The sequence below is a fragment of the Burkholderia sp. Bp9012 genome (genome assembly GCF_003853825.1).
GTDB lineage: Bacteria > Pseudomonadota > Gammaproteobacteria > Burkholderiales > Burkholderiaceae > Burkholderia > Burkholderia diffusa.
The window spans coordinates 261,930-277,213 of sequence record NZ_QTQA01000002.1 but is presented as its reverse complement, the minus strand read 5'-3'; the positions used below and the strand labels follow the sequence as shown (position 1 = coordinate 277,213).

Annotated in this window: 14 protein-coding genes; 8 read left to right on the top strand and 6 right to left on the bottom strand. The window is 69.5% G+C overall.

Annotation, left to right across the window (positions count from 1 at the left end; genetic code table 11):
- Positions 1–84: 84 nt before the first annotated feature.
- A complete protein-coding gene (locus DIE11_RS03485) occupies positions 85–1,095 on the top strand; it encodes a HoxN/HupN/NixA family nickel/cobalt transporter (RefSeq protein ID WP_260437067.1) in 1,011 nt (336 codons plus the stop codon).
- 290 nt (positions 1,096–1,385) lie between these two features.
- Positions 1,386–2,480, top strand: a complete 1,095-nt coding sequence (locus tag DIE11_RS36790; protein WP_260437066.1) for a hypothetical protein — start codon at positions 1,386–1,388, stop codon at positions 2,478–2,480.
- 26 nt (positions 2,481–2,506) lie between these two features.
- Here DIE11_RS36790 and DIE11_RS03475 read toward each other — a convergent pair whose 3' ends face one another.
- The gene (locus DIE11_RS03475; protein ID WP_059608012.1) at positions 2,507–3,352 is read right to left on the bottom strand and encodes an aldo/keto reductase; all 846 of its coding nucleotides are present in this window, start codon (positions 3,350–3,352) and stop codon (positions 2,507–2,509) included.
- A 168-nt stretch (positions 3,353–3,520) separates the two neighbouring features.
- On the opposite strand from DIE11_RS03475, the gene DIE11_RS03470 reads away from it, so the two are divergent.
- Positions 3,521–4,267, top strand: coding sequence for a GntR family transcriptional regulator (locus DIE11_RS03470; protein ID WP_059528318.1), 747 nt, complete (start codon positions 3,521–3,523; stop codon positions 4,265–4,267).
- Between the two features lie 21 nt (positions 4,268–4,288).
- Here the strand turns inward: DIE11_RS03470 and DIE11_RS03465 are convergent, their stop codons facing one another.
- Positions 4,289–5,680, bottom strand: a complete 1,392-nt coding sequence (locus tag DIE11_RS03465) for a CoA transferase (RefSeq protein ID WP_124621526.1) — start codon at positions 5,678–5,680, stop codon at positions 4,289–4,291.
- A gap of 139 nt (positions 5,681–5,819) precedes the next feature.
- On the opposite strand from DIE11_RS03465, the gene DIE11_RS03460 reads away from it, so the two are divergent.
- A complete protein-coding gene (locus DIE11_RS03460) occupies positions 5,820–7,052 on the top strand; it encodes a citrate/2-methylcitrate synthase (RefSeq protein ID WP_124621524.1) in 1,233 nt (410 codons plus the stop codon).
- Here the strand turns inward: DIE11_RS03460 and DIE11_RS03455 are convergent.
- The gene (locus tag DIE11_RS03455; RefSeq protein ID WP_124621522.1) at positions 7,025–7,348 is read right to left on the bottom strand and encodes a DUF2917 domain-containing protein; all 324 of its coding nucleotides are present in this window, start codon (positions 7,346–7,348) and stop codon (positions 7,025–7,027) included. The two genes, DIE11_RS03460 and DIE11_RS03455, sit on opposite strands and share 28 nt — an antisense overlap.
- A gap of 200 nt (positions 7,349–7,548) precedes the next feature.
- Between DIE11_RS03455 and mdtD the strand changes: the two genes are divergently transcribed.
- The gene (gene mdtD / locus DIE11_RS03445; RefSeq protein ID WP_059608008.1) at positions 7,549–8,988 is read left to right on the top strand and encodes a multidrug transporter subunit MdtD; all 1,440 of its coding nucleotides are present in this window, start codon (positions 7,549–7,551) and stop codon (positions 8,986–8,988) included.
- A 183-nt stretch (positions 8,989–9,171) separates the two neighbouring features.
- On the top strand, positions 9,172–10,446 hold the full coding sequence (locus DIE11_RS03440; protein ID WP_124621520.1) for an EAL domain-containing protein: 1,275 nt from the start codon (positions 9,172–9,174) through the stop codon (positions 10,444–10,446).
- 15 nt (positions 10,447–10,461) lie between these two features.
- Here the strand turns inward: DIE11_RS03440 and DIE11_RS03435 are convergent, their stop codons facing one another.
- The 3 genes from DIE11_RS03435 to DIE11_RS03425 all read right to left on the bottom strand — a co-directional run bounded on the left by DIE11_RS03435 (position 10,462) and on the right by DIE11_RS03425 (position 12,732).
- Entirely contained in the window at positions 10,462–11,076 is a 615-nt protein-coding gene (locus DIE11_RS03435; protein WP_124621518.1) for a methyltransferase domain-containing protein, read from the bottom strand.
- Positions 11,077–11,159: 83 nt separating this feature from the next.
- A complete protein-coding gene (locus DIE11_RS03430; protein WP_124621516.1) occupies positions 11,160–12,215 on the bottom strand; it encodes a 2-dehydropantoate 2-reductase in 1,056 nt (351 codons plus the stop codon).
- The gene (locus DIE11_RS03425; RefSeq protein ID WP_124621514.1) at positions 12,208–12,732 is read right to left on the bottom strand and encodes a DUF962 domain-containing protein; all 525 of its coding nucleotides are present in this window, start codon (positions 12,730–12,732) and stop codon (positions 12,208–12,210) included. Before DIE11_RS03425 ends, DIE11_RS03430 begins: the two co-directional genes overlap by 8 nt.
- 81 nt (positions 12,733–12,813) lie before the next feature.
- On the opposite strand from DIE11_RS03425, the gene DIE11_RS03420 reads away from it, so the two are divergent.
- Positions 12,814–13,521 carry a Crp/Fnr family transcriptional regulator gene (locus DIE11_RS03420; RefSeq protein ID WP_059608003.1) on the top strand — a complete coding sequence of 236 codons (708 nt, stop codon included), beginning with the start codon at positions 12,814–12,816 and terminating at the stop codon, positions 13,519–13,521.
- Positions 13,522–13,621: 100 nt separating this feature from the next.
- A complete protein-coding gene (gene chrA / locus DIE11_RS03415) occupies positions 13,622–14,833 on the top strand; it encodes a chromate efflux transporter (RefSeq protein WP_124621512.1) in 1,212 nt (403 codons plus the stop codon).
- Positions 14,834–15,284: the final 451 nt, after the last annotated feature.

Here is a 15,284-nt window from a genome sequence, read left to right as displayed (position 1 = left end):
CCCCGACGCCGTTTTTGATCGGCACGCCAGGCCATTTTTGCGCATGCCACAATGCATCGCGATTCGTCCGACGGAACCACCCCGATGCCACCCACCCCTGCCCTGCGCCGCCTGTTGATGCTGTATGCCGGCCTGATCGCCGCGAACGTCGCCGTCTGGATGTGGGCGCTCGCGGTGATGCACGACCGTCCGCTGCTGCTCGGCACCGCGGCGATCGCGTACGGGCTCGGGCTGCGTCATGCGGTCGACGCCGATCACATCGCCGCGATCGACGTCGCGACGCGCAAGCTGATGCAGGACGGCCAGCGTCCGGTGACGGTCGGCCTGTTCTTCTCGCTCGGCCACTCGACGATCGTGGTCGTCGCGACGCTCGGCATCGCGCTGAGCGCGTTCGCGCTGCGCGACCGCTTCGACGCATTCCGCGAAATCGGAGGCACGATCGGCACGGCGGTATCAGCAACCTTCCTGCTCGTGCTCGCGTGCATGAACCTCGTGATCCTGCGCGACGTGTGGCGGCGTTATCGCGGCGCGCCGGACGCGGCTCACGGTGCCGCGCACGCGCATCGCGCGGGCGGCCTCGTGTCGCGGCTGCTGCGCCCGCTGTTCCGGTTCGTGTCGAAAAGCTGGCACATGTATCCGGTCGGCGTGCTGTTCGGCCTGGGTTTCGATACTGCAACAGAAATCGCGTTGCTCGCGATCGCTGCCGCGCAGGCAAGCCACGCGTTACCGATCCATTCGGTCATGCTGTTTCCCGCGCTGTTCGCGGCCGGCATGACGCTGATCGACTCGACCGACAATGTGCTGATGATTCATGCGTACGGCTGGGCGATGGACGACCCGCGGCGCAAGCTGCTCTATAACGCGAGCATCACGCTGCTCTCGGCGGCCGTCGCACTGGCGGTCGGCGGGATCGAGGCCGCCGGCCTGCTCGCCGACAAGCTGTCGCTGACGGGCCCGGTACGCGAGGCGCTCGACGCACTTGGCGCGCGCTTCGGCGCGATCGGTTACGGCATCGTCGCGCTGTTTCTCGTCACATGGATCGCGTCGATCCTTTGCCATCGCTGGCCGCGTGCTGCCGGCCCGACGGCGCGATAGACGTAGTCAGACGTTTCATTTCGGAAACAAAACGCTCACGACGGCGTATCACACGCTGTCGCGCGATACGTGCGCGCCTTGCGCCACGGGCACGGCCGGTCGGTGGCACGAATCTCGCAGTTAGGGATTCGCACGGCGGGCCCGCGTGCCGATTCGTGTTCCCGGCTGGCTTCTGACGCCGGTCCGACACGCATCGGCCGCCGATACGACAATGCATCGTTGCTGGTCCCCTGCATCACACGTTGATGGTCGCGCGTGACGAGGCATCGCGCGCATCGGGGAGATCAATAATGAGCAGAACGAATCAACTGTCCCGTACGGCGGGATGGTGCTATCGCACGACCCTGCTGGCCGCAGCCGCGTTTGCATGCTGCTGTTCTTACGCGATTGCCCAGGATTCGATGCCCGACGTCGCGTCCGACCCGACCGCCAGCGCAGACCCCGTCATGATGCTCGCCGACGACACGGCGTCCTGTGCCGCCAGTCCGGCTGCTTGCGCGGTCCACATATATGCCGGCCGAGGCGCTGTGGGCAGCGGCGCCGGAAGCACCTCTGGCAGTAGCAGCCCAGGTAGCAGCGGGAATGGTGGAAGCGGCACCGTCGGGCCTGCAGGCGTCGGTGGATCGACCGGGGCGACATCCGGTGGTACGAGCGGAACAGGTCGTAGCGGCGGTGCATCAGGCAACGAGGGTAAAGGTGGTAGTACTTCGGGTGGCGGCACCTCGGGTGGCGGTACCTCCGGTGGGGGTACCTCAGGAGGTGGCACCTCGGGTGGCGGCACCTCGGGTGGCGGCACCTCAGGAGGCGGTACCTCGGGTGGCGGTACCTCGGGTGGCGGTACCTCGGGTGGCGGCACCTCAGGAGGCGGTACCTCGGGTGGCGGTACCTCGGGTGGCGGCACCTCAGGTGGAGGTACCTCGGGTGGTCATGGTGGCCACGGCGGCGGTGGCAACGGCGGTGGCAACGGCGGTGGCAATGGCGGCGGTAACGGCGGCGGCAACGGCGGTGCCGGCCGCGGCGGCGGCCCCGGCGGCGGCTGCGGCGGCGGCCCCGGCGGCGGAGCCGCCGGCGGCGGCAACGGCGGCAACGGCGGCAACGGCGGCAACGGCGGTCACGGTAACGGCGGCAATGGCGGTGGCGGCGGTGGCGGCGGTGGCGGCGGTGGCAACGGCGGCAACGGCGGCAGCGGTGGCAGCGGTGGCAACGGCGGCAACGGCGGCAGCGGCGGCAGCGGTGGCAACGGCGGCAACGGTGGCCACGGCAATGGCGGCGGCAACGGCAATGGCAACGGGAGTGGTGGCGCCGGCAACGGCGGTGCCAACGGTGTCGGCAACGGAAACGGCAATGGCGGCAACGGTGGATCGGCCGGTGGCCATGGCCACTGACCGATGCATCGCCTGACCCGGCACGGTCAGAGCATTTCGAGCGCGCGCTTGCTGCGCGGCGGACGGAAGTAGCCGTCGAGTTGCGCGCGCTCGTCATCGCTCAACTCGAGATCGAGCGCCGCGCGATTGTCGCGGACGTGTTCGATCCGCGACGCCTTCGGGATCGCGAATACACCCGGCCGAGAGAGCACCCAGGCAAGCGCGACGCGCATCACCGATACACCGCGTTGCCGCGCGATCTCGTCGAGCGGCGAACGCTTCGGCAACCGCCCGTGATCGACCGGGCTGTAGGCCATCGCCGGCATCCGGTGCTTGGCGAGCCATGGCAGCAGGTCGAATTCCGGGCCGCGCCGCGCGATGTTGTAGAGGATCTGGTTGGTCGCGCACGCGCTGCCGCCCGCCTCGTCGACGAGTTCCGCCATGTCGGCCGTGTCGAAGTTGCTGACACCCCAATGGCGGATCTTGCCCGCGCGCCGCAGCGCCTCGAATCCCTCGACCGTCTCCTCGAGCGGCACCGAACCACGCCAGTGCAGCAGGTACAGGTCGAGACGGTCGGTACGCAAACGCTTGAGGCTCGCGTCGCACGCGGCGACGACGCCACGCCTGCTCGCATGATGCGGATACACCTTGCTGACAAGGAACACGCCGTCGCGCAGTCCGGTCAGCGCCTCGCCGACGAGCGCCTCGGTCGCGCCGTCTCCGTACATCTCGGCGGTGTCGACCAGCGTCATCCCGAGCGCGATACCCTCACGCAATGCGGCGATCTCGTCCGCGCGACGCGCGGGCCGCTCGCCCATTTCCCAAGTGCCCAGGCCGAGCTTCGGAATCGTCTCGCCGTCCGGCAGGACGACCGTGGCGATCGTGTCTGTCATGCGCTCCTCGCTGCGGATTGGTGGCCGCGCACCCGCGGCCGTAGCATCGAATACGACGCATCAGTGTAGTCAATCGGCGCGGCGTCCACCTGCTGCACGGCAAAAACCGGATATAACGGCGCCGCATGATGACTTAGAATGGCCGGCAATCTGATCGATACCCATTCCATGAAGGCACCCACGGACGACCGCTGGCAGGACCTGCGCCCCGACCCCGAGAACGATACGCCGCTCTACCTGCAGCTCGCCCGCAAGCTCGGCGACGCGATCCACGACAATCGCTGGGCGGCCGGCGAGGCGCTGCCGTCCGAACGCGTGCTGTCCGAAGCGCTCGGCGTGTCGCGCATCACCGCGCGCAAGGCGATCGCGCTGCTCGTCGAGCAGGGCTTGATCCGCCGCACGCAAGGCGCCGGCAACTTCATCCAGCCGCGCTACGAGGATCCGCTGTCGCGGCTGTCGAGCTTCAGCGAGATGCTCGAGCGCCGTGGCTTCAAGCCGAGCTCGCAGTGGCTCGAACGCGAGATTCAGCCGGCGAACCGGGACGAAGTCATCCAGCTCGGCCTGTCGCCGGCCGCATCGGTTACACGGCTGAAACGCCTGCGCCTCGCCGACGGCATCGTGATGGCCGTCGAGAACTCGACGTTCCCCGCCACGCTGATTCCCGATCCGCAGGCGATCGGCGGTTCGCTGTACAGCTATCTCGAAGCACGCGGCACGCCCATCGTGCGCGCGCTGCAGCATTTCCGCGCGGTCAACGCGACCGACGAGATCGCGCAGCAGATGGGCATCGCGCCGCACGACGCGCTGCTGCTGATCACGCGAATCGGCTATACGGCCGACCAGCGCGCGATCGAGCTCACCGATACCTACTGCCGCAACGACTACTACGACTTCGTCGTCGAGCTGCGCAAGTAATGCGCACGGTGCCGCCGGCGCTCATTGCCAGCGCGCTTCGTCCGTGCCGAGCGGCACGGGCGGCCGCGTGAATCGCGGCGGGGTCGTCGACAGACGTTCGGCCGGACGCACGGCATCGATCATGCCGAACGGCGAAGCGGTCCGGTCGATCCGGTCGCGCACGTCGTCGAACGTGAAATCCGGCGCATGCAGGCCGTCCGGCACCGTGCCGAACGATTGCAGCCAGCGTCCCGTCTGCGCGAGCGACAGCCGCACGTGCCAGCTCCCCCCTTCCGTTGCACGGCGCGCAAGCGCGATCATCGCGCCGAACGCCGCGAGATAACCGGTCGCATGATCGAGCGCCTGGCACGGCAGATGGCGCGGGCCGTCCGCATGCGCGGCATGCTGCTCGCGCCAGGCGATACCGCTCGCCGACTGCACGAGGCTGTCAAAGCCGCGCCGCATCGACCACGGCCCCGCATGCCCGTATGCGGACACCGACACGCACACGATGCCGGGCCGCAATTCCGCCAGCGCCTGCGGCGAGAACCCGCGCGCCGCGAGCGCGCCGGGGCGATAGGCCTGCAGGAATACATCGGCATCGCGTGCAAGCTCGCGCAGCGTGGCAACGCCGGCCGCCTCGCGCAGGTCGATCCACGTCGAGCGCTTGCCGCGCCCGTTGTCGATCACGAGCGATGCGATGTTCGGCAGGTGCGGACCGTTGACGAGCAGCGTCTGTGCACCGTGCGATGCCAGCGTGCGGCCCGCGACCGGCCCCGCGATGATGCGCGTGAGATCGAGCACGCGCACGCCCGCGAGCGGCTGGTCGGGCTCGCCGCGGCCGATCGCCTCGACGGGCGCGTCGCCGATCCGCTCGATCTCGAACAACGGCAGCGACGCGAGCGCGCGTGCCTGGTCGTGCGACGCCCATTCGTCAGGGGTTCTGATCAATGCCGCGCACAGGCCGGCCTCGGCCAGCGCGGTATCCAGCGCCGCGCCGTCCCACGTGCGGATCGCCGCCGCAACGTCGTCACGCTGCGGGCCGCAGCCGAGCACGTCGAGAATCCCGTGCAGGTGATGCGGAAAGTTCGCATGCAGCTGGATCCAGCGTCCGTCGCGCGTGTCGTAGAAACCCGTTACCGGATGGCGCGGCTCGGGCGGCAGGCCGTCGTCCACGCGCAGGTAGCGTTCGCTGCGAAATGCGACGAGCGCGTCGCGCATCGACACGTCGACGCGCTGCGCCACGCCCGTGCGCAGCCGGTGGCATTCCGCCGCCGCGAGCCCGGCTGCCGCGATCGTCGCGGCGGCGAGCGTGCCGACGTGGAACGTCGACGGCAGCGTGGGGTCCTGCCCCGTCACGGCCGCGCGGGCCAGCGCGCCGGGTTCGCCGTGTGCAAGTTGCCACAAGCGGGACAATGCGAGTTCGGGTGTCATGGTGAAAGCGAGCCGTTGAGGAGACGGATTCGAGTCTAGAATTCGCGACGGGCGCGATCAATCTTGATTGCGCGAATCAATACATAACGAATAGTTGTAGCCGGGCCGCGCTACATGCGCCCCGACAGGAGCGATCGGCATGACGTCCCTCAGCGCGCCGGAAGCCGCCGGCATCCTTGGTGTCAGCGTGAGCACCCTTTACGCGTATGTGAGCCGCGGCCTGCTGCGCTCGCTGCCGGACGGCGCGAGCAAGCGCCGCCGCTACGACGCGGACGAGGTGCGCCTGCTCGCGCGCCGCCGCGCCGATGCAAAACGCGCGGGCGGCGTCGCCGAACGCTCGCTCGACTGGGGCGTGCCCGTGCTCGAATCACGGATCACGCAGATCGCCGGCGGCCGCCTGCACTATCGCGGCGCCGATGCGATCGCGCTCGCGAACGACGCGACACTCGAGGAAACGGCCGCACGACTGTGGGATTGTCCGCCCGCGCGGCTGGGCGCGGCATCGCTTGCGTCGACCGGTTTCGACGCCGCGCAGTGGGACGACTGGGCTCGCCGCTGGGCACATCTCGCGCCGCTCGAGCGCACGCTGGTGCTGCTCCCCGCCGCGGCCGCCTCGCTGCCGCGCCTGTGGGCGCAAGGGCGCGACGCGCAGCTCGACTCGGCCACGCTGCTGCTGCGCGTGACGACGGCCACGCTGGCCGGCATCGCGCCGGGCGACGCGCCCGTGCATCGGCAGCTCGCCGCAGCATGGCGGCTCCGGCGACGCGACGAAGCCGACCTGCTGCGCCGCGCCCTCGTGCTGTGCGCCGATCATGAACTGAACCCGTCGACCTTTGCGGTGCGCTGCATCGCGTCGACCGGCACCCACCTGTTCGGTGCGATCGCGGGCGGGCTCGCAGCGCTGTCGGGCCCGCGCCACGGCGGCGAGACGTTCCGCGCGGGCGCGCTGCTCGACGAAGCGGCGCGTGCCGCCGACCTCGACCGCTACCTCGCGCTGCGCGTCGCGCACGACGAACGGGCGGACGGTGCGCGCACCGCGCTGTCGGGTTTCGCGCACCCGCTCTATCCCGACGGCGATCCGCGCGCCCGCGCGTTGCTCGACGCGCTGCACGCGATGCTGCCCGACCGGACGCCGCTACGCATGGCCCGTGGGCTCGCCGCGCGCGTCGAGGCGGCGACCGGCCTGCGACCGGCGATCGATTTCGCGCTCGCGGTGCTGGAACGCTCGCTTGCGCTACCCGAGGGCGCCGCGTTCACGCTGTTCGCGGCCGGCCGCACCGCGGGCTGGATCGCACACGCGCTCGAACAATATGCGGACGGCAAGCTGATCCGGCCCCGCGCGCGCTACGTCGGCAGCGACGCGGCTGCCTGACCACGGCCGCCGCGCCATGCGGCGAACCGTCGCCACGCGATCGGCGCGGCCTGCAGGTCCGGCGCCGCCTTCGGGCCGAACGCGAACACCGCACCGCCCGCCGCCGCGCTGATCCATACGCGCATGCCGGGCAGCAGCGCCAGCGTCTCGCCGGCGCGCAGCCAGTGATCGTCGGGCCGGCCCTCGATCGTCGCCCACAGGTCGCCGTCCGCGACCTGCAGCGCGGTGCGATCGACGATGCGCCACCGCCCGGCCGGCTCGTTGCCGTCCATCTCGTAGAGTCGCAGTTCTCGCATGGCCGCCTCCGGGTCGCGTGGGTTCGAGGACACCAGTATTTCGGACAGCGTCGCCCCCCGGACAGATACGCCCGCAGACACTTTCGGCTGAACTGTACCGGTCGGCTGACGGACGGGCGTCCGGCGCACCCGCGCCGATCCTGCGCGGCACGGCGGCTTTGCCTACAATGGCGGCTGTCCCGCGCCACTGGTCCGCCCCCATGTTCCAACGCCCGCCCGCCGCCGCTCCCGGCGAAAAGAACCTCACCGTGATGCTCTGGCTCGTTGCGACGGGCTTCTTCATGCAGACGCTCGATGCGACGATCGTCAACACGGCGCTGCCGTCGATGGCCGCGAGCCTCGGCGAATCGCCGTTGCGGATGCAGTCGGTCGTGATCGCATACTCGCTGACGATGGCGGTGATGATCCCCGTCTCGGGCTGGCTCGCCGACACGTTCGGCACGCGGCGCGTGTTCTTCAGCGCAATCCTGGTGTTCTCGCTCGGTTCGTTGCTGTGCGCGAACGCGCATACGCTGTCGCAGCTCGTCGTGTTCCGCGTCGTGCAGGGGGTGGGCGGCGCGATGCTGTTGCCAGTCGGGCGGCTCGCCGTGCTGCGCACGTTCCCGGCCGAGCGCTACCTGGCCGCGCTGTCGTTCGTCGCGGTCCCCGGGCTGATCGGTCCGCTGATCGGGCCGACGCTTGGCGGCTGGCTCGTGAAGATCGCGTCGTGGCACTGGATCTTCCTGATCAACGTGCCGGTCGGCATCGCCGGCTGCGTCGCGACCTTCTACTCGATGCCCGACTCGCGCAACCCGGCCGTCGGCCGCTTCGACCTGAAGGGCTATCTGCTGCTGACGATCGGGATGGTCGCGATCTCGCTGTCGCTCGACGGGCTCGCCGATCTCGGAATGCAGCACGCGGCCGTGCTCGTGCTGCTGATCCTGAGCCTTGCGTGCTTCGTCGCGTACGGGCTGTACGCGGTGCGCGCGCCGCAGCCGATCTTCTCGCTCGAACTGTTCAAGATCCACACGTTCAGCGTGGGCCTGCTCGGCAACCTGTTCGCGCGGATCGGCAGCGGCGCGATGCCGTACCTGATTCCGCTGCTGCTGCAGGTGAGTCTCGGTTATTCGGCATTCGAGGCCGGGCTGATGATGTTGCCGGTCGCGGCGGCCGGGATGTTCTCGAAGCGGATCATCACGCGTCTGATCACGCAGCACGGCTACCGCAAGGTACTGCTCGCGAACACGATCATGGTCGGCGTGATGATGGCAAGCTTCGCGCTGATGCGCGACTCGGTGCCCGTCTGGGTGAAGGTCATCCATCTCGCGCTGTTCGGCGGTTTCAACTCGATGCAGTTCACCGCGATGAACACCCTGACGCTGAAGGACCTCGGCACCGGCGGCGCGAGCAGCGGCAACAGCCTGTTCTCGCTCGTGCAGATGCTGTCGATGAGCCTCGGCGTCACGGTCGCGGGCGCGCTGCTGGCCACCTTCACCGGGATGCTGCGCACGGTGACGCCGAGCAACACGCTGCCCGCGTTCCATGCGACCTTCGTCTGCGTCGGGATCATCACGGCCGCGTCCGCATGGATCTTCGCGCAGCTCGCGCCCGAGATCCGCGGCCGCGCGCAGCACAAGACCGATCCGTCCGAGCGCGCGTGACGGACCGCGCGCGCCGTGCCGGGAAACCCCACGACGGCGCGCCGCGCACCATGTCGGTGCAACATGGCTGCGCCGCGCGGCACCCGGCGACCGCGACGGGGCGTGGCACGGGGCCCGATGCCGTGCATGCTTCTTGCTGGCCTATTCTCTAGGTAAACTGGCAGTCTTCCTTCGGCCGACATCATGAGCATGATCGACATCGATCCACCCGGCTTTCAGCCGCCCCGCCCCGTCGCCGGCGACGACGGGAAGCGGCGCACCGTGCTGTACGGTGCGTACACCGTGTTTAGCGTGTTCCAGCCCGTTTTCTCGGTGTCGCACCGCCGCGCGATCGGTTACCACGCGTCGCTGCGCGCGCACGACGAGGACAGCCGCCAGGTCGCGTCGCACGAGGTGTTCACGCAGGCGGCGCGGCGCGGCGACCTGCTCGAGCTCGGCCGGCTTGCCGAATCGCTGCATCTCGGCAACTTCCACGCGTTCGACAGTCACGACGAATGGCTCTTCCTGAGCCTGCATCCGGCCGCGCTGATGGACACCGTCTACGGCGACGCGCTGCTCGCGAACCTGAAGGCGCTCGGCCTGCCGCCGCATCGCGTGGTGCTCGAAGTGCCCGAGCAGGCAGGCGGCGAGACGCCGCGCTATGCGGCGATCGTCGACGGCCTGCGCAAGGCCGGCTTCCTGATCGCGCTCGGCGGCTTCGGTGCGAAACATTCGAACATCGACCGCGTGTGGCACCTGCATCCCGACATTGTCACGCTCGACCGCGGGATCCTCGCGCAGGCGAGCGAACACTCGCATCTCGAGCGCGTGCTGCCGGGGCTCGTGTCGCTGCTGCACGAATCCGGCCAGCTCGTGCTGATGGGCGGGCTCTCGACCGAGCGCGAGGCGCTGATCGCGCTCGAATGTGACGTCGATTTCGTGCAAGGGCAATACTTCGCGGGGCCGAGCGTCGACCCCGTGCAACCGCAGGCCGCCGCGGGCTGCATGGATACGCTGTCGGCCGCGTTGCGGCTGCGCGTCGCGCAACGCGAGCGCACGCAGGCCGAACGCCTCGCGCCTTATGTCGCCGCGCTGGAGGAAGCGAGCCAGAAGCTCGTCGCGGGCGAACCGCTGATCGACGCCGCCGGCGCCGTGCTCGGGTTGCCGGAAACCGCGCGCTGCTTCCTGCTCGATGCATCGGGCCGCCAGATCGGCGACAACGTGCTCGCGCGCGGCAGCGTGTCGCAGCGGGCCAAACGCTTCCGGCCGTTGCTGCATTCGGAAGGCGCGAGCTGGGAGCGCCGCCCCTACTTCATCCATGCGATGCGCGCGCCGGGCCGCGTGCATCTGACGCCGCCGTACCTGTCGATCAACGAAGCGCACCTGTGCGTGACCGCATCGATCGCCGCGCCGGCCGCGACCGGCATGCAGGTGCTGTGCGTCGACATCAACTGGGAAGCGGCGCTCAACCGCGACTGAGTTCGCGCGCCGCGCTCATGCGGCGCCATCGACGTCGTCGTCCCGGCGCGCGATCAGCCGATGCACGCGCTTGCCGGATGACGCGCTGACCACCTCGTGCTCGTCGATCACGTGCATGCCGGGGCCGAGCGCCGCATGCATGCGCGCCGAATCGAGCGGTGTGTACAAGCGGCCGCGCTCGTCGCGCAACGCGCCGTTGCCGGCCACCCGCCAGCTCAGGTACAACGTGCCGCCAGGCATCAGCAGTGCAGCCAGGCGCGCGGCCGCCGCAGCGGCATCCGCCTGGTCGAGATGCATGACGACCGTCTCGCACAACACGTTTCGAAACGCGCCGGACGGCACGCCCGCGAGCGCCGGCAGCGCAGCCAGTTCGAACGTCAGCGACGGGTGACGCAAGCGAGCCTCGGCGAGCAGCGCCGCGCTCGCATCGTAGCCGCGCACGTCGAATCCTTGCGACGCGAGCCACGCAGTGTCGCGCCCCGCGCCGCAGCCGACGTCGGCGGTCGGCCCCGGCGAGAAATATTGCTCGAGCAGCGCATACATGTCGTCGGGGGCGGCCTGGTCGAGCCAGTCCTGCGCGTATTGCGCGGCATGGGCTTCGTAGGCATCGAGAGTCGGGCGATCCACCATGGCGATTGCTCCGCGTACGCGTCCTGTCGTGCGACGCACCCCGCATCTTAGCCGTTGCGCATCGCGCGTGGTGTAGCGCGGGGTTATGCCGCCCTCATGTCGCCCGCGCGATGCGCGTGCGCGGTCAGCTCGGCCCACAGCGCATCGCCGCGCCAGGCTGGCCGCGATGCCGAGGTTTCGGCGTCGTGAACGAGCGCGCACAGCCGCGCGTTGACCGGCGCCTGCGCACCGACGCGCGCGGCCAGCCGGACGATCTCGCCGTTGATCCACTCGACTTCGGTTGCACGGCGCATGGCGAGATCGTCGGACATCGACGAACGCGCGAGCGGATCGATCGCGAGCATCCGGCCGCCCAGCGCGCGAAACACGGGATCGGGCGAGTCGAGCACGGCGGGAATCCAGGCAGCCGGCAACGGCGTGAGCCGCGCGGGCCGGATCGCGGCGCGCGCCAGCACGTGCAGTGCCTCGCGTTGCGCCAGCGCGACGCAGCGTCGATACGCGCGTTGCGAGAGTTCGTCGCGCAACGGCAGGTTCGCGAGCGCATTGACCGCGTTGTTCAGGTTCAGCAGCAGCTTCGCCCACTGCACGGCACGCATGTCGCGGTGCAGCGCGAGCGGTAGCCCGGCACGGGCGAACGCGCCGGCGAATGGCTGCAGCGCCGGTGACGCGTCGGCCGCGAGCAAGCCGGCCGAGCCCTGGTGAAACGCGCCGGGCCCGCGTTCGATCACGTTGAACGGCACCATGCCGGCCAGCACGGTCGCTTGCGGCAGCGCATCGCGCAACACGTCGGCGTTGTAGAGACCGTTCTGGAAACTGACGACGATCGTGCCGGGCCGCAGCACGTCGGCCAGTTGCGCCGCGGTGTCCTGCGTCGCGGCCGACTTCACCGCGACAAGCACGAGCCGCGCGGCGGCCGCGGCGGCCGGATCGGTCGAGAATGCGACCTCGGACGGCGCGAGCGTCGCGCGATGGCCGCGCCGGTCTGTCAGGGTCAGCCCGTTTGCGCGAATCGCGTCGCCGATCCGTGCGCGGCCGACGAGCGTGACAGGCGTCCCTGCCGCCGCGAGCCGGCCGCCGAGATAGCAGCCGACCGCGCCCGCGCCGAACACGCAGACCGGCGCGGCCGACGTGTCAGACATGCGAGCGCACGCCGCCGTGGACCGGGCCCGCGCGCCGCTCGACTTCACGGCGCACGTCGCCGCGCAGGCCCACGAAGAACGCGACTTCGGCAACGACGAACAGCGGCCCGACCATCAGGCCGACCAGGTCGTCGACGAACGCGGGCTTGCGCCCTTCGAACCAGTGCCCGACGAACTGCACGATCCAGCCGACCACGAACGCGCCGACGCCGATCCCGAGCCATTGCGCGGTCGGCAGCAACGCGAGCGTCTGCGCAGCCCACAGGCCGAGCGCAAACAGCGCGGTCATCGCCAACCCGAAGCGCAGGTCGAGACGCAGGTAGAACACCGCGAACGCCACGGCGAGCAGCAGCGCCGGCGACAGCGCGACGCCCGCCAGCACGCCGATCGCCGGCCGCGACAGCAGCACCTCGACCGCGAACACGATCATCGGAATGCCGACCAGATGCGTCGCAATGTTGCGCACGTCGCGATGGTAGGCCGCATACTGGGAAAGGTGATCCTCGAGCGTCTTCATGGTGTCTCCTGAACGATCATCGAGCGCTATGATGCGCGTCACGCCCGACAACCTCTGTCAGCTATCCGACATCGCGTGCCCATGCCCTCGCCGCTCGCCCCGTACCTGCCGCAGATCGAAGCGCACCCGTGGTTCGCCGCGCTGCCGCCCGCGTTGCGCGAGGCGCTGCTCGCCCGCGCCGCGTTGCGGCACCTGCCGGCCGGCCAGGCACTGTTCCGCCGCGGCGACCCGCCGTGCGGGCTGTATGCGGTGCTGGCCGGTTCCCTCACCATAGGCGCGGTCGATCCGCAGGGCAAGGAAGCGCTGCTGACGGTCGCCGACCCCGTCACGTGGTTCGGCGAGATCGCGCTGTTCGACGGCCAACCGCGCACGCACGATGCGATCGCGCTCGACGACACGCTGCTGCTGCACGTCCCGCAGGCCGCGCTCGTCGCGATGCTCGACGCCACACCGCAATACTGGCGGCAGTTCGCGCTGTTGATGGCGCAAAAGCTCCGGCTGAGCTTCCTGACCGTCGAATCGATGAGCGTGATGCCGGCCGCGCAGCGGCTTGCCGCGCGGCTGCTGATGATCGCCGACGGCTACGGCGGGATCAGCGCCGGCCGCACGCGCATCCGGATGTCGCAGGAAAAGCTCGCGGCAATGCTCTCGCTCACACGGCAGACCACCAACCAGCTGCTGAAGGCGCTGCAGGCCGACGGCATCGTGCGGCTGCATGTCGGCGAAATCGAACTCGTCGACGTCGACGCGCTGCGCCGCGCGAGCGGCCTGCCCGGCGGTACGCCGTGACGGCGCCCTGACGCCGCCGCGCAATCGCCGCAACGCCGCATTCCCGCCGTCATGGCATTGCGCTATCGTGGCGGCTCGTTCGCCCTCCCCGCATCCGCTCTTGAACACGTCCACCGTCACTACTCCGTCCCGTCATGCGTGGCCCGTATTCGTCGCATTCCTGCGGCTCGGCCTCACGTCGTTCGGCGGGCCCGTCGCGCATCTCGGCTACTTCCGTGACGCGTTCGTCACGCGACGCGGCTGGCTGACCGAGCGCGCCTATGCGGATCTCGTCGGCCTGTGCCAGTTCCTGCCGGGGCCGGCGAGCAGCCAGGTCGGGATGGCGATCGGTCTGTCGCGCGCGGGCTATGCGGGGATGTTCGCCGCATGGCTCGGCTTCACGCTGCCGTCCGCGCTGCTGATGATGCTGTTCGCGCTCGGCGTCCACGCGACGGGCATGCCGGTCGCGGCAGGCGCCCTGCACGGGTTGCGCATCGTGTCGGTCGCGGTGATCGCGCAGGCGGTGTGGGGCATGGCGCGCACGCTTTGCCCGGATGCGCGCCGCGTCACGCTGATGGCGATCGCGACCTGCATCGCGCTGCTCGTCCCGGCCGCGTGGCTGCAGGTGGTCGTGATCGTCGCGGCAGGCGCCGCCGGTCTCATGCTGCTGCCGCAGCCCGAGCGCGGCGCCCACGAGCCGTTGCCGCTGCACGTGTCGCGCCGCGCGGGTCTGCTGTGGCTGGTACTGTTCGCCGCGCTGATCGTCATGTTGCCGGTCGCGGCAAGCGCGCTCCACTCGAACACACTCGCCGTCGTCGATGCATTCTTCCGCACCGGCGCGCTGGTGTTCGGCGGCGGCCACGTGGTGCTGCCGCTGCTGCAAGCGGCCGTCGTCGCGCCGGGCTGGGTCGGCGACTCGGCATTCCTGGCCGGCTATGGCGTCGCGCAGGCCGTACCGGGGCCGCTCTTCACGTTCTCGGCCTTCCTCGGTGCGTTGCTGCGCGACGCGCCGAACGGCTGGCTCGGCGGGATGATCGCGCTGGTGTCGATCTTCGCGCCGTCGTTCCTGCTCGTCGCGGGCACTGCCCCGTTCTGGGAACGCCTGCGTCGCAGCACGCGTATGCAGGCCGCGCTCGCGGGCGTGAACGCGGCGGTCGTCGGGCTGCTGCTTGCCGCGCTCTATCATCCGGTGTGGAGCGACACGATCGTGTCGCCGCGCGACTTCGCTGCCGCGCTCGTCGCGTTCGTCGCGCTCGTGTTCTGGCGCGTGCCGCCGTGGGCCGTCGTGATCGCGAGCGCGGCGCTCGGCTGGTTGTCGGGGATGATCGTCTGATCGGGCGAATGCCGCGCGTCGATTCATTCCCGATCAAAACAAAAAAGCCCTCGTGACGAGGGCTTTTTTTTGGGGGATGCCGCGCGCCGCAGAGGCGCGGGATGCCTGTCCCGTGACAATAAAGTCTGGAACGTTTCGCAATTAAGTTTGGAGCGCACCAACCTCGCGCATGCGCAGTTGGAACAGGAAATCATCGGCTCTTTATATCAAATTTCGCATGAAATTCTCTTTTCTCATAAACAATTGCGTATCCCCCCTATGTCATCCGCGTTTTCAGCCCGAGATGAAATCTCATTGAAAGCATATTCCCTGATTTTTTTGTTCATCTGTGCAATCGCAGTGGACGGGTAAGGACGATCACACCGCGAGAGTTAAGTTTGCGGAAGACTCTGGGTGTCGACGACTTCCACCGCCGCCGTACAAGAACCCCGCCGTCGAGGCACGAACAGCG